Annotated in this window: 14 protein-coding genes; 4 read left to right on the plus strand and 10 right to left on the minus strand. The window is 39.3% G+C overall.

Translation table 11 applies throughout. The features are described from left to right. Window positions 1-290 precede the first annotated feature (290 nt). On the plus strand, window positions 291-1,214 hold the full coding sequence (locus GARC_RS14700; protein ID WP_007621512.1) for a GGDEF domain-containing response regulator: 924 nt from the start codon (window positions 291-293) through the stop codon (window positions 1,212-1,214). Window positions 1,215-1,230: 16 nt separating this feature from the next. Here GARC_RS14700 and chrA read toward each other — a convergent pair whose 3' ends face one another. Next, entirely contained in the window at window positions 1,231-2,409 is a 1,179-nt protein-coding gene (gene chrA, locus GARC_RS14705; RefSeq protein ID WP_052151511.1) for a chromate efflux transporter, read from the minus strand. Window positions 2,410-2,472: 63 nt separating this feature from the next. On the opposite strand from chrA, the gene rarD reads away from it, so the two are divergent. Next, a complete protein-coding gene (gene rarD, locus GARC_RS14710) occupies window positions 2,473-3,372 on the plus strand; it encodes an EamA family transporter RarD (RefSeq protein ID WP_007621516.1) in 900 nt (299 codons plus the stop codon). 17 nt (window positions 3,373-3,389) lie between these two features. Here rarD and GARC_RS14715 read toward each other — a convergent pair whose 3' ends face one another. Together GARC_RS14715 and uvrD are read right to left on the minus strand one after the other, a co-directional pair. Next, complete coding sequence (locus GARC_RS14715; protein ID WP_007621518.1) at window positions 3,390-4,628, minus strand: GGDEF domain-containing response regulator; 1,239 nt, start codon at window positions 4,626-4,628, stop codon at window positions 3,390-3,392. 64 nt (window positions 4,629-4,692) lie between these two features. Further along, window positions 4,693-6,861, minus strand: coding sequence for a DNA helicase II (gene uvrD / locus GARC_RS14720; RefSeq protein ID WP_007621520.1), 2,169 nt, complete (start codon window positions 6,859-6,861; stop codon window positions 4,693-4,695). A gap of 117 nt (window positions 6,862-6,978) precedes the next feature. Here uvrD and cysE point away from each other — a divergent pair, with 117 nt between their 5' ends. Next, window positions 6,979-7,758 carry a serine O-acetyltransferase gene (gene cysE / locus GARC_RS14725; RefSeq protein WP_007621521.1) on the plus strand — a complete coding sequence of 260 codons (780 nt, stop codon included), beginning with the start codon at window positions 6,979-6,981 and terminating at the stop codon, window positions 7,756-7,758. A 15-nt stretch (window positions 7,759-7,773) separates the two neighbouring features. Here cysE and GARC_RS14730 read toward each other — a convergent pair whose 3' ends face one another. The 6 genes from GARC_RS14730 to lptM form a co-directional block, all read right to left on the minus strand. Next, on the minus strand, window positions 7,774-8,490 hold the full coding sequence (locus GARC_RS14730; RefSeq protein ID WP_007621524.1) for an HAD-IA family hydrolase: 717 nt from the start codon (window positions 8,488-8,490) through the stop codon (window positions 7,774-7,776). A 32-nt stretch (window positions 8,491-8,522) separates the two neighbouring features. Then, complete coding sequence (gene xerC / locus GARC_RS14735) at window positions 8,523-9,410, minus strand: tyrosine recombinase XerC (RefSeq protein ID WP_007621526.1); 888 nt, start codon at window positions 9,408-9,410, stop codon at window positions 8,523-8,525. Between the two features lie 8 nt (window positions 9,411-9,418). Next, entirely contained in the window at window positions 9,419-10,084 is a 666-nt protein-coding gene (locus GARC_RS14740; RefSeq protein WP_007621529.1) for a DUF484 family protein, read from the minus strand. Window positions 10,085-10,105: 21 nt separating this feature from the next. Next, on the minus strand, window positions 10,106-10,936 hold the full coding sequence (dapF, locus tag GARC_RS14745) for a diaminopimelate epimerase (protein WP_007621531.1): 831 nt from the start codon (window positions 10,934-10,936) through the stop codon (window positions 10,106-10,108). A gap of 167 nt (window positions 10,937-11,103) precedes the next feature. Next, the gene (lysA, locus tag GARC_RS14750) at window positions 11,104-12,354 is read right to left on the minus strand and encodes a diaminopimelate decarboxylase (protein WP_007621533.1); all 1,251 of its coding nucleotides are present in this window, start codon (window positions 12,352-12,354) and stop codon (window positions 11,104-11,106) included. 1 nt (window position 12,355) lies between these two features. Then, on the minus strand, window positions 12,356-12,526 hold the full coding sequence (gene lptM, locus GARC_RS26770) for an LPS translocon maturation chaperone LptM (protein ID WP_007621535.1): 171 nt from the start codon (window positions 12,524-12,526) through the stop codon (window positions 12,356-12,358). 320 nt (window positions 12,527-12,846) lie between these two features. Here lptM and rraA point away from each other — a divergent pair, with 320 nt between their 5' ends. Next, on the plus strand, window positions 12,847-13,332 hold the full coding sequence (gene rraA, locus GARC_RS14755) for a ribonuclease E activity regulator RraA (RefSeq protein ID WP_007621538.1): 486 nt from the start codon (window positions 12,847-12,849) through the stop codon (window positions 13,330-13,332). 138 nt (window positions 13,333-13,470) lie between these two features. On the opposite strand, the gene GARC_RS14760 is transcribed toward rraA, so the two are convergent. Beyond that, on the minus strand, window positions 13,471-13,878 hold the full coding sequence (locus GARC_RS14760; protein ID WP_007621540.1) for an ExbD/TolR family protein: 408 nt from the start codon (window positions 13,876-13,878) through the stop codon (window positions 13,471-13,473). Window positions 13,879-14,194 lie beyond the last annotated feature (316 nt).

Here is a 14,194-nt window from a genome sequence, read left to right on the forward strand (position 1 = left end):
TTACTGTAAGTCACTTACACTCTGAACATGTAGAAATTAAACTTGTTCGGGACGACAAGTTAATGGGGAATCCAGTACATAATCAAAACCAAATGCACATTGTGACAGGAACAGGAACCTATATTATTTAATAATATAGCGACTCATTTAATTTTCAATTTTACTCGCAATATAAGTAATAAAATGCTTTATTAGTGGTTAAGAATTATACATTAGACATTTTTTATTTGGGTTATATACCTTAAACTTTAATTAGTCAGCGGCTAATTGCAGTATTTTTCAGGGACGTTATGACAGCTTTCCATCACCACCATACCATACTGATTATTGACGATGATGTTGTCAGCATATCCATACTCACCTCGCTTTTTGCTAAAAAATTTAATATTGAAATAGCCCAAGACGGTAAAGTTGCCTTACAAACTATTATGCTAAAAGATATTGATTTAGTTTTGAGTGTCGTAAATACACCCATAATATCAGGGCAAGAATTGTGTACCTTTGTTAAAAATAGCCAGCTTACCGCGCACATTCCTGTGATGTTTTTGGCAGATAATCCAAGTTTCGACGAAGAGGATGAATGTTTAGCTCTCGGGGCGGTAGATTATATCGACAAAAAGATACGGCCAAGCATTTTGGTCTCTCGTGTTTCGAACCAGATGCTCATGGTTGCTCAGCACAAAAGGCTAGCCCAAGTGTCATGTACTGATGGCTTGACCGGTTTAGCCAACAGAATGCAGTTAGATACTATGTTGAATAAGGAATGGTATGCAGCTGTGCGGGGGGGGCATTCGGTTGCAGCATTGATGATCGATATTGATCACTTTAAGCTGTTTAATGACGAGTTTGGTCACTTAGAAGGTGATGCTTGTTTGAAAATTATTGCTGCTATTATTGCTTCAAGTAAAAGAAGAGAGCGCGATTTTGCCGCGAGATACGGTGGCGAAGAATTTGTACTATTACTTCCCTTTACTGATTTGAATGGAGCGAAACAGGTAGCACAAGAGTTAATCGAAAATGTGCAAAACCGCAATATTAAATCTGCTAAACAAGCTTCCCACCCGATGGTCACCATAAGTATAGGTATTTCGGCCTTTAGTCCAACCCATAAAAAAAGTGCTACGGCGGATCCTATCGATTTAATTGATAAGGCTGATATTAATTTATTTAAAGCCAAGCAAGCGGGTCGTAATCAATATGCAGCCTCTGCTTAGAGTCATCAATACATCTTTAATAAAATCCTAGCGAAATAAAAATACCTACCATCAGCAGAATGGGAGGCCTAAATAGTTTTAGAACCAGAAATCCAAGGGATACTAGTCCCAAGTCAATATAGCTGTGCACTGCACTAGTAAATACAGGATCATAGAGTGCCAAAGCCAGAAAGCCAACTACAGCGGCGTTGATACCTGCAGATGCGCCAATAAATTTGGGGTGTTTAACTAGGGACTGCCAGCTATTATTAATGGTTAAAATCAATAAAAAACCAGGCATAAAAATCGCTAATGTGGCTAGAATAGCACCACTTAGAGGTGCGGAGTGCAACCATTGTGCTCCCATAAATGTTGCCATAGTGAACATTGGACCGGGCACACCTTGTGCCGCTGCATAGCCAAAAAGAAACTGTTGTTCTGTTAGGGTATTGCCAATACTAGTTTGCAATAGTGGTAATACTACGTGCCCGCCACCAAATACCAAACTGCCGTTTTTATAAAAGGTAGCAAATAGACCAACAAAAGAATCATATTGACTCACCCCTAGGCTGATTAAAAATAAGCTGATAAATAGCATCATGGGTGGCCAGGATATTTTTTTGTATATCTGACCTATGCTGACATGGGGAGCTGAGCATTGGCTGGTGATCATGCCAATTAGCATTGCAATGAGTAACACTAAAATTTGTGTATAAAAGGAATTATATATGACTAATAGTAGAATACTGAGGAGCATTATGAAGATGGACAAGGGACTTTTACAAAAACTATTAAACATAGTTATGACCGCGTCTAGCACAACAACAACGGCTAATAATTTTAGGCCGCTACTGACTGAAACCAACCAATTTTCTGGAGCATCTAAGTTTACATAAACGGCCAACCAATACATCAATACAAATGAGGGTAACGTAAAGCCAATAAAAGCTGCTATTGCTCCCGTTAATCCTGCTTTTTGCAATCCTATGGCAAATCCAATTTGGCTTGAGCCTGGACCAGGCAAAATTTGACTTAATGAAATCAGTTTGGCGTAGGCATCATTAGAAAGCCATTCCAGCTTCTGTACAAAAGTGTGCTGGAAATATGCAATATGTGCTGCTGGGCCACCAAAACTAATGCAGCCTAAAACAAAAAATCGCCAAAAAACTTCTAAATACAATATCACTGAATTGTTATCCCTAAGATAATTTTGCATTTGCCTTAAGCTTACCCCACACTCCAGCGCAGTATCGAACGTTAGTCAGAATAGGTCAATTAGTTGAGCGATAAATCAGTAAAAGCAGGGGTTATCTTTGCGCTAGCCGCTTATATAATGTGGGGTATAGCCCCTATGTACTTTAAGTTATTGACTAGTGTTCCTGCTCTAGAAATTGTAATGCACAGAATAATTTGGTCTGCACTGGTGTTGTGTTTGTTGCTGATTGTACGAAAAAAGTTTAACCAAGTACTAGTGGCAATGCGCAACCCAAAAGTGATTACTATCTTATCAATAAGTGGATTATTGTTAGCGGTAAACTGGTTGATATTTATCTGGGCTGTAAACAATAATCACTTGCTAGAGGCTAGTTTGGGTTATTTTATTAATCCTCTCTTTAACGTCTTTCTAGCTCGTTTTTTCTTACAGGAAACTCTAACACGCTTGCAGTTTTTAGCGGTTTTAGTGGCACTTACGGGTGTGATGTTTTTAATTATCTCACACGGTCAGATCCCTTGGGTTGCTTTAGCGTTAGCTATTACCTTTAGCATATATGGATTATTGCGTAAAAAAGTAGCTATAGAATCGATGCCAGGGTTATTCATTGAAAGTAGTATAATGCTGCCGTTTGCATTGTTGTATTGGATTATCATGGAGCCATTAAGTGGAAATATGTTGGCAAATAATTTTGATCTAAATGTTAAGCTAATACTTGCGGGCGTCGTAACTACCGCTCCATTGTTATGCTTTACTGCTGCTGCTAGACGTATCCGTTTTACCACTTTAGGCTTTTTTCAATATGTAGGCCCAAGTCTGATGTTTCTACTGGCAGTGTTGTATTATCAAGAGCCACTAGATGTTGCACGAGTCGTCACTTTTGTATTTGTTTGGGTTGGATTACTGATTTATGTTTATGATTCACTGCGAATTTATCGTAAATCTAAGTTGGTTAATTGTGAATAAGCTTTTCTAGCCTTGGGCTAGTCACTTACCACTTGATTTCTGCCACCATTTTTTGCGCTATATAAGTGTTCGTCTGCTAAACGTAACATGGCGTTTATTCCTCCTTTGCTGTTGTGAGTTAGTCCAATACTAACGGTACAAGCAAAGCTTTTTTTTTCAAATGTAAGGGTTTTACTGGCAATAGCTTCGCGGAACCCCTGCATTATTTGCAGAACTTTTTTAGGCGCAGTATTCGAAAAGTACACACAAAACTCTTCACCTCCAAATCTCGCTGCTGTGAAATCCTCAAAGTACTCTGCGACTAACTTAGCCAGTTCTTTCAAGGTGTAATCACCACAATCATGACCGTAGGTATCATTCACTTTCTTAAAATGATCAATATCAATAATGGCCAAGCTTTGTAATTTGGGGGTGACTTTTAGACTCGCTGCTACTCTAGTGAAAAAATATCGTCTATTGGGTAAACCGGTTAGATAATCTGAATTGGCCACACGCCTGATAGTTTCAATATTTTCTAAGCGTTCAACATTTTGCATAATGCGACAGAAAAATTCTTCGTGGCAATAAGGCTTATGCAAGTAATCAGTTGCGCCACTTTTAATAAATAGTGCAGATAAACCACTTGTGGTATCTGAAGATATGCCAATAATGCCAAGATCTTCTTGAGAATAGGTCTTACGAAGCTCTGAAATCAGCTTAAGGCCGGACATTCCTGACATTTTCTCATCTATTATTGCTAACTTAATATTGGAATTACTGTGTAAAGACTCCATTCCCTGTTCAGCATTAACTGCTTCCAAGGTAATAAAATTTTGTCGTCGAAGTAACGCTGTCATTGCGTGTCTACTGGCTCTAGATCCATCAATCACTAACACCCCGACTTTTTTATTTTTATCTAATCGATTTAATAAACGAGTCAGATATTCATAGACCTGGGCATTTTCTTTGGGAATATAATCCACCACATTCTTATTAAGGATTGTCGTTCTGGTATCTTCATCGAGTTTATCAGTAACAACTATAGTGGGTAAAAATGATTCAATTGCAAAGTCGATAGCTTCGCCATTTGGGGCGTCTGGTAAATTGAAATCGACCACAGCACAAAGATATTCTTCTGGAGCTGAACTAGAAAAAACATGTTTGGCTTCCACTAAGCTAGTGGTGCAAATAGGGCGCAACTTAGCCTGAGTGATTAGACTACGCATCAGCTGCATACTAGTTTTGCTGTCTTCGACTATTAATACTTTGCGTTGCATGGGTTAAGTTACTATTGGTAAAAATTTAATTTAGCAGATTACTTTGTCTCTAGCTCTGTAAAAATCAGACTTTTGTTAATTTCGCAAATGACATAACTAACCATTTACTGCCAAATTCATCAAAGTTAATTTGCACTCTTGCATGTTCGCCACTGCCCTCATAATTCAACACAGTACCTTCAGCAAATTTAGGATGTGACACTCTTTCTCCTAATTGGAAACCTGTTGACTCGAACGCAGTATGCCCAGTGACCGGAGTAAATCGATTTTGGACTGGTCGAGAAATAGTGGTCCGTAAACGTACTTCTTCGATACAATCGCTTGGGATCTCTTTGATAAAGCGAGAAGGGGTATGATATTTATCCTGTCCATAGACTCTTCTGTTTTCAGCGTAAGTGATATATAACTTTTGCATGGCCCTTGTCATACCTACATAACAAAGGCGGCGTTCTTCTTCTATTTTTCCGGGTTCTTCGTTACTCATCTGGCTTGGGAACATGCCTTCTTCTACCCCAGCCATAAATACCAGAGGAAACTCTAGGCCTTTTGCGGTGTGGATCGTCATCATTTGCACTGCGTCTTGGTGGCTATCGGCTTGGTTATCGCCTGCTTCAAGGGATGCATGGGCTAAAAAAGCAGACATAGGTGTCATATTGTCTGCTTCTTCTGGCACTACAAATTGTTTGCAGGCGGTGACTAATTCCTCCAAGTTTTCAATTCTGGCTTGAGCTTTTTCGCCTTTTTCTGCTTTATACATGGTAAATAAGCCAGAGTGTTTGATCACATGGTCAGCTTGTTGTTCTAAAGACAGATCTGCTATGTCTTGTGTGAGTTGCGTGATTAACTTTGTAAAGGCGCTGAGGGCATTCGAAGCACGGCCTGTCAGGCGATTCTCAGCAAGAATTCGCGTGCTGGCATCCCACATTGATAATTCTGCATCCCTAGCTAATTCACGAATTTGCGATAAGGTTTTATCACCTAGGCCTCGAGTAGGTGTATTCACAATTCGCTCAAAAGCAGCGTCATCTATGGTCTGATTAATAATACGTAAATAACCTAAGGCATCGCGAATTTCCTGGCGCTCAAAAAATCGTAAGCCACCATATATACGGTAGGCAATAGACTCTTGTAATAATGCTTCTTCTAACACCCGTGATTGCGCGTTATTGCGATATAAAATCGCACAGTCAGACAAGGCATTGCCGTTGTCTCGCCACTCTTTTATTCGTGAAATATTAAAACGGGCTTCGTCTAACTCATTAAATCCAGCATACAAAGAAATAGGCTCGCCTTGGCTATCTTCTGTCCACAGCTTTTTACCTAATCTACCTTGGTTATTATCAATCACCGCATTGGCGGCTTTTAATATATTGCCAGTAGAACGGTAATTTTGCTCAAGTCTTATGGTCTTTGCGCCCTTAAAATCTCGTAAGAAATGTTGGATGTTTTCAACATTTGCGCCACGCCAACCATAGATTGATTGATCGTCATCGCCAACAATAATCATATTATTGCTAGGAGCAGCTAGTATGCGTAACCAAGCATATTGAATATTATTGGTGTCTTGAAATTCGTCTACCAAAATCGCTCTGAAGCGTTTTTGATAATGCTGTAGCACCGCTGGATTGTTTAGCCATAGTTCATGGGCTCTAAGTAACAATTCAGCAAAATCAACTAATCCAGCACGATCACAAGTCTGTTGATAAGTCTGATAAATTTCACGCATTTTTTGTTGAGTTGCATCACCATATGTTTCAATATGTTGTGGGCGTAACCCCTCGTCTTTATTACCATTGATATACCATTGCACATGTTTTGGGGCCCAATGTTTCTCGTCAAGATTAAGACTTTTAAGCACGCGTCTTACCAATCGGTATTGATCATCTGAGTCTAAAATAGTGAAATTTTCAGGCAGGCCAACATCAGCATGGTGGGTGCGTAATAAGCGATGAGCGATACCATGGAAGGTACCAATCCACATACTATTCAGTGCGCTGCCCTGCAATTGTTCGATACGACCACGCATTTCTTTAGCGGCCTTATTGGTAAAAGTCACGGCCAAAATACCATATGGAGCAATGCCCTCAACTTCCATTAACCATGCTATACGATGCACTAAAACCCGGGTTTTACCGCTGCCTGCTCCCGCTAAAATAAGCATGTCAGATGCAGGCGCCGCCACTGCATCACGTTGTTTGTCGTTTAATTGGTCAAGAAGTCGAGATACATCCATTACACACAAAATATACTAGAAAAATATTTTTCCAGTATATCAGTAACACTGTATTTAAATACACTAAACTCATCCCAATATAGATTGTAATTGCTTAAATTACATTGCAGAGAAACTATGAGTATTGAATTCTGGCAACAACTCAAAGATGAAGCAGGGCAACTTGTTGATAATGAACCTTTACTAGCGAGTTATGTGCACACATGTATTTTAGCCCACCATAACTTTGAAACGGCCTTAAGTTTTATTTTGTCTAATAAATTGGCAGATGACGTTATGCGCGCGCTGTCGGTCAGAGAAATGTTCGAACAAATTTACTTAATGCATCCGGAAGTAGTAGAGGCCGCAATTTGTGATATTGAAGCTGCATTTAAGCGCGACCCTGCAGTGCATTCATTTCTTACTGTATTACTTAATTTCAAGGGTTTTCAAGCCATTCAAGTACACAGATTAGCTCATCAACTTTGGAACGCAGGTAGAAAAGATTTAGCCTTGTTTATACAAAGCCGAAACTCTGAAGTTTTCTCGGTAGATATTCATCCTGCGGCAAAAATTGGGCAAGGAGTCATGTTCGATCATGCTACTGGCATAGTGGTAGGTGAAACGGCTGTGATAGAGAATAATGTATCTATCATGCAATCAGTAACGCTTGGCGGTACTGGTAATGAAGCAGGTGATCGTCATCCAAAAGTTCGCGAAGGGGTCATGATAGGTGCCGGTGCTAAAATTTTAGGTAACATTATTATAGGTGAAGGTGCCAAAGTAGGCGCTGGGAGCGTGGTACTCAGTGACGTGCCGGCGCATGTCACTGTGGCCGGTATTCCGGCTAAAGTTGTTGGTAAACCTACTTGCCAAAAACCTTGTGAAACCATGCAACAAAATATATTAGAAGACTAAGTGCCGGTTTAAGCTTTAAATCAGTTCTAACAATTGGGTTAACTGACTCAGTTGAACATGGGGTAAAACTTGTGCATCTTCATGACGCATATTCATACATCTATCTTCAGCATACCAAGCAGTTTGGTAACCTGCTTTAAGAGCGCCATATATGTCTTTTGGCAAGTTATCCCCTACATGCAAAATATTTCCATGAGGGATATTCAGGTGAGTTTGTGCAGCATCAAACATAGCTTTATGCGGTTTCATGGGTAATTCTACGCTAGCCTTAAAGCTGCCACAAAAATACTCTTCAAGTCCAATTTGTTGTAGGTTAACGTTTCCATTGGTGATGGCGACTAAAGGTAGCTTATCCGCTAGGGTTTTTAATAAAGAATGTACGTTTCTATTTAAAGTGAAATTACTTCTTTGATAATAAAAATGTTCGAAACACTGTGTGGTTGCGGTATTTAGTTCGTCTCCCGACAACCCCAATTTCTTAAAACCAGTATTTAGCGTTAACCTTCTTAGTTCTCCCATGTCATTTTTAAGTGATGGATTAGCTAAAATATGTGCTTTTTGTTGCTTGCGCCAAAATCCCTTCTCAACATGCCTAGTTGCAGGATATTGCTGCTGCATAAATTCAATTAAGGAACGTTCGGCTTCAACAATCACACTAGTATTTTCATATAAGGTGTCGTCTAAGTCGAATGTAATCGCTTGAATTTTATTAAGTTTTTTATAATAAATCATTTAGGACTATATGTTCTTTTTAAGTGTATTGGTTATTTAGATTTTTTTGCTCTTGGGTGTGCACTATCATATACGTGGGCTAAGTGCTGAAAGTTCAGGTGAGTATATACTTGAGTAGTAGATAAATTAGCATGCCCCAATAACTCTTGTACACCTCTTAAGTCTGAGCTTGATTCTAAAACATGAGTGGCAAAACTGTGTCGTAGTTTGTGTGGGTTAACAGCTTGTTCCAGATTTTGTCGAGTAGCCCACAATTTCATTCGTTTAGCTATTTGGCGGGTGCCGAGCCTATTTTTGCGCATGCTCACAAATAATGCAGGTTCTTCACTTGTTGCGAGTTCGGGCCTTATTTTTAACCACACACCTAACGCTTCTAAGGCAATTCTACCAATTGGTAACAAACGTTCTTTATTACCTTTACCTATCACTCTAAGTTGATTGTCAGCTTGAATACTTTTGATATTAAGATTAGCCAATTCTGATAAACGTAGCCCACAACTATACATAAGCTCCATCATAGCCTTGTCTCGTATGGCCAGAATGTCATCTTCTTTTATATCCAATAATTGATGCATCTCATCGACATTCAATTGTTTTGGCAATGGTTTGGCTTGTTTAGGTGCTTGAATAGATGATGCTGGGTTTTGTGATAGTTGATCTTGTTGAACAAGAAAGGCGCAAAACCCACGGATTGCTGATAAGCGTAAAGCAATTGAACGAGCACTTAGATTACTTTTGCGCGCCTCGTTTAGGATCTTGCGTACATCTGTGATAGCGAATGTTGACCAAGATTCAATATCAAGTTTATTAAAAGCGACAGTCAGCTGTCGGTTGTAATTTTCTATGGAATTATTAGCCAGATTTTTTTCGTACTTCAGGTACGCGAGATATTTTTCTAACCATGGGTCTAGCTTTAACATTTCACTGATTAATAGGTCAGCAATTTAGGCAATAAAATACCTAAAAATTGCTGCAGTTGGGTGATCAGTAAGGTGTCCATATCGGGATTGAAATGCCCAGGATTTTTGCTACCAATTGCCAATATTCCGAGTTCACCTAAATCACCAATGAGCAACAAAGCAACTGAATTAGCTTCCTGATCAGCAAACAATAATTTGCGTTCATGCTCACTTAAACGGCCAAAGAAAAACTTATCTCGTTTAAAGCGTTTTTCGATAAATAAACGTTGTTGGATCTCAGGTAAAGCATGAGCACCTTTGAAAGGTTTCAAAGTTACAGATGCCAACTGGAGGTTTTCTTGAATGACTTCTTCCAAAATAAATTTCAGATCATCCAAATTAGTACACTTTAAAATGCGCAAATTTAGATCTGCATAGACCCGATAAATGGCTTCGTTTTGTTTGGCAATAGAAATTAATTGATTTAACTTATGACTCAGGCTTCTGACTTTTTTACGCAGTTGTTCACTTTGTAGCTCCACCAAAGATACACTGCCTTTATTGGGATGGGGGATACTAATTTTCTCAATAATCTGAGGATATTGGGCGAAAAAATCAGGGTTTTCAAGCAAATACGCAACTACTTGTTCTGCGTCAAGTAGTTCTTCAGATTCATATGCAGTCGTTATATCCATTTTATTCTTGCGACCCTTTACTCATAGATTTATGTATCCATCAAAAATATGCTCTGCGGCGCCTGTCATCTTTAATTCATTGCCATTGCCTTGCCAACGTATTTTTAAACTGCCACCGGGTAAATCAACTCTTACGTCTTTACTTAATCTGTTTTGCAATTGACCTACTGCCACTGCAGCACATGCGCCGCTGCCACAGGCTAAGGTTTCACCGGCGCCTCTTTCATAAACACGTAGTTTTATATGGCTATGATTAATAATCTGCATAAAACCGACGTTTGCGCCTTCGCTAAAACGTTCGTGTTTTTCAAGCAAGGGACCCATAGTTGCAACATCTGCTGTTTGCACATCGTCAACCAACAATACACAATGAGGATTACCCATAGAAACTGCACCACAAAAAAATGTTTGTTCCTGCGCTCTTAATATGTAAATTTTTTCACGCTTATTCGCTTTGATTGGAATCAAGCTTGGCTCAAATTCGGGCACACCCATATTTACTGTAACTTGCCCATCTTTCTCTAAGTAGAGAACCATACGACCAGCTTTAGTGCTGACCACAATTTTATTGCGGTTGGTTAGGCCTTTCATTTTTACAAAACGAGCAAAACAGCGTGCTCCGTTTCCACACTGAGAAACCTCAGTGCCATCGGCATTAAATATTCTGTAATGGAAATCTTGGTCTGGATCGTAAGGAGGCTCAACCATCAAAAGTTGATCGAATCCTATACCAAAATTTCTGTCTGAGAGCTGTTGGATCTTCTCTTTAGAAAAAAAAACGTTTTGTGTTACGTTATCAATAACAACAAAATCATTTCCCAGACCATGCATCTTTGAAAACTGGATTTGCATTGCGACTACTTAGCTAAAATTTTTGTCAACACGCACTACAACATACGTGATTGATATTATGAAAATAGTTATATCATTTCAGCGAAAGACTGACTATGTCTTTAACTAGATACTGGCTAAATAATCGCAATAATAATTAAATTAAAGTTAATCATACAAAATAATACTTATGTTGGTATGTGCTCACTCTCAAATAATTGCTCTATTTTCTCACGCTCTCTGACCAAATGTATATTGTTACCGTCAATTAACACTTCTGCGGCTCTACAGCGACTATTGTAGTTAGACGCCATGGCAAAACCATATGCACCAGCACTACGAACAGCAAGGTAATCGTCAGGTGCGATAGTCAACTCACGACCTTTTCCGAGAAAATCACCAGTTTCGCAAATAGGGCCTACTATGTCATAAACGGCTTTTGGTCTTTCAAGAGCTGCGTTAAGAGGAATGATATTTTGCCATGCAGAGTAAAGCGCAGGACGAATAAGGTCATTCATTGCAGCATCAACAATAGCAAAATTTTTCTCTGCACCTTGTTTTAGAAATTCTACCTTGGTTAATAACACTCCAGCATTGGCCATAATTGCTCTACCAGGTTCGAAGATTAGCAATAAATCTTCGCGACCTTCTAATCGCTCTGCAATAGCTTGCGTATATTGGTCTGGATGAGGAGGTTTTTCATCATTGTATGTCACACCTAAGCCACCACCAACATCAAGGTGTTTTATATGGATATTTTGCTGCGCTAACTCGTCAATTAAGGCAAGTAATATATCTAAAGCATCGACAAAAGGTGTTAAATCAGTGAGTTGTGACCCAATATGGCAATCAATGCCGACTACATTTAAAAAGGGTAAGCTGTTAGCATATTGGTAAATTTCAACGGCTTGTTGGCGTTCAACTCCAAACTTGTTGTCTTTAAGACCAGTGGATATGTACGGATGCGTCTTAGCATCGACATCAGGGTTAACTCGAATAGAGATAGGCGCTTTTTTACCTGCTTGTTCGGCGACTTCGTTTATACGAGCCAATTCACTGCGAGACTCAACATTAAAACACTTAATATTATGCTTTAGGGCTAAAGCAATTTCATCTTGGGTTTTACCTACTCCAGAAAACACAACTTTGCTGGGATCTCCGCCAGCCTTGAGCACGCGGGTTAATTCTCCACCAGACACGATATCAAAACCTGAGCCTAGTTTGGCCATTACATTTAATACTGCCAAATTTGAGTTGGCTTTGACTGCATAACAAATTAAATGAGGCTGACTCCCCGCAGCTCTATCAAAGGCATGCCAATGCCTTTCAATTGTGGCCTTTGAATAGACATAACATGGTGTACCGTATTTTCTCGCCACGGCTTCAAGGGACACGTCTTCAGCAAACAGTTGTTGATCTTTATAGGCAAAGTAGTCCATATCAATCTTTTCCTTCTTCGGCAGACTCACTTGCATCTTGTGAGTCCTGTGAGGTGTTGTTTATGGCTGGCTCTTCAGGTAAATATAAAGCACGTTTTTGGCCACAGGCAGTAAGTATAAATATCGCCACTAAAGATAAGCCAATCGCTTTTACTTTTATTCTGTTTGCCATTACAACAACCTTATTAATTTTTAGGCCGTAATCATGTCATTACCAAGGATAAAAACAAAGAAGTCTAAGCCTAGAATTAGTTATTTTATGCAATATGAAATAACTAATGGAATTACATCTGCTTATGTTTTGCTGCAGATATTCATTAATAAGGCCTACATAGTGATTGATATCAAAGATTGAATGCTGGGACTATTAAGGGTAGTGATATTTTGCACGAGCTTGATGGCAGTGTTAAACCCATCTAAAAGCTGTTTACGCTGGATTTGCTGTGCACTAGCAGTATACTAAAACTTGACTCAGCTATATTTGGAACAAACATGGAATACAATACTTCTACTCTTTGTGATGTTTTTGCCGACAGTGTTGACGTGGTCGAACCCATGTTTGTGAGTTTTGGGGGGCGGACTTCTTACGGCGGTGAAATTACTACCATCAAATGTTTTGAAGACAAGGGCCTAATTCTAAAAACATTAGAGCAACCTGGGTTAGGCAAAGTATTGTTGATTGATGGCGGTGGCTCTATGCGCAGGGCGTTGATTGATTCTAGTGCTGCTCAGTTGGCATTCGATAATGGCTGGGAAGGGATCGTATGTTATGGCAGTGTACGTGAAGTATATGAGCTAGAAGAAATAAACATTGGAATTCATGCCATCGCGTCAATACCCGTAAGCGCCGACGATCAAGAGTTGGGTGAAATGGATGTAGCAGTTAACTTCGGCGGTGTGACATTTTTACCAGATGACCATTTGTATGCCGACACTACTGGCATCATACTCTCCCCAGAGCCACTCGATCTTGAGTAATATTTTTTTGTGCTGATAGACGTTGCTAATTCCGTACTTTATACGGATTGGCATAAATTAATTTATCATCTAAAAATAAAAAGGCCGCTATTCAATGAACAGCGGCCTTTTAATTTAATTTTACTTATTCGTTTGGTTTTAGCTACCAACCAATACTGAGACGTTAGCAATACCGGCTCTTTTTACTTCGTTAATAACTTCAGTTACATCACCGTGTTTGGCTTTTGGATGAGCCTGAACAGCTGCGCTATCCTGGTTATTTTCGGCCAAAAAGCTTTGAATATTTGCTTCAACGCGACGAATATCTACCTGACGACCGTTAACTACAATAGTACCGTCTTCATTTACACGAATAGACAGCGACTGAACATTAGTCGGTGGTGGAGGTGTATTAGAATCTTTAGGACGATTAACTTCTAGACCTTTCTCTTTTACGAAAGAAGTGGTCACTATAAAGAAGATAAGCATGATGAACACTATGTCCAACATGGGAGTCATATCAATTGCAGCGTCATCATCAGAACTGCCGTGCTTTTTTCTTTTCATCGGTATAAATCGCCAATTGGGTTAAAACGAGACTGCCTAGTATAAAGGCAGTTGAGCTTCAGAGCATCTATTAATTAGCTTAAAATTAACAAAATACTCTTATTTAAGGTTTTTCAACTTATCCATAGCCTGCCCCAAATGATAAAAATAATCCAGTAGGTTTTTAGAAATTGTTTCTCTGAATTTAGCTAAGGGCTAATCCTTCACTTAACCATAAGTCTTACGACTAATGTCGAATTGTCTATTTTTTAGGCGGCTATATAGTAACTACCCTCAGATTTTAGATCGTTTCGAACCATCAATTATTGGTCGGAGT

This window comes from Paraglaciecola arctica BSs20135, assembly GCF_000314995.1.
Taxonomy (GTDB): Bacteria; Pseudomonadota; Gammaproteobacteria; order Enterobacterales; family Alteromonadaceae; genus Paraglaciecola; species Paraglaciecola arctica.

Excerpts from the sequence above, each read along its gene's own strand:
- lptM (WP_007621535.1), bottom strand. The coding sequence starts at position 12,526 with ATGGCAAACAGAATAAAAGTAAAAGCGATTGGCTTATCTTTAGTGGCG.
- xerC (WP_007621526.1), bottom strand. The coding sequence starts at position 9,410 with ATGTTAAAGCTAGACCCATGGTTAGAAAAATATCTCGCGTACCTGAAG.
- uvrD (WP_007621520.1), bottom strand. The coding sequence starts at position 6,861 with ATGGATGTATCTCGACTTCTTGACCAATTAAACGACAAACAACGTGAT.
- cysE (WP_007621521.1), top strand. The coding sequence starts at position 6,979 with ATGAGTATTGAATTCTGGCAACAACTCAAAGATGAAGCAGGGCAACTT.
- lysA (WP_007621533.1), bottom strand. The coding sequence starts at position 12,354 with ATGGACTACTTTGCCTATAAAGATCAACAACTGTTTGCTGAAGACGTG.
- rraA (WP_007621538.1), top strand. The coding sequence starts at position 12,847 with ATGGAATACAATACTTCTACTCTTTGTGATGTTTTTGCCGACAGTGTT.
- GARC_RS14740 (WP_007621529.1), bottom strand. The coding sequence starts at position 10,084 with ATGGATATAACGACTGCATATGAATCTGAAGAACTACTTGACGCAGAA.
- chrA (WP_052151511.1), bottom strand. The coding sequence starts at position 2,409 with ATGCAAAATTATCTTAGGGATAACAATTCAGTGATATTGTATTTAGAA.
- GARC_RS14730 (WP_007621524.1), bottom strand. The coding sequence starts at position 8,490 with ATGATTTATTATAAAAAACTTAATAAAATTCAAGCGATTACATTCGAC.
- GARC_RS14760 (WP_007621540.1), bottom strand. The coding sequence starts at position 13,878 with ATGAAAAGAAAAAAGCACGGCAGTTCTGATGATGACGCTGCAATTGAT.
- GARC_RS14715 (WP_007621518.1), bottom strand. The coding sequence starts at position 4,628 with ATGCAACGCAAAGTATTAATAGTCGAAGACAGCAAAACTAGTATGCAG.
- GARC_RS14700 (WP_007621512.1), top strand. The coding sequence starts at position 291 with ATGACAGCTTTCCATCACCACCATACCATACTGATTATTGACGATGAT.
- dapF (WP_007621531.1), bottom strand. The coding sequence starts at position 10,936 with ATGCAAATCCAGTTTTCAAAGATGCATGGTCTGGGAAATGATTTTGTT.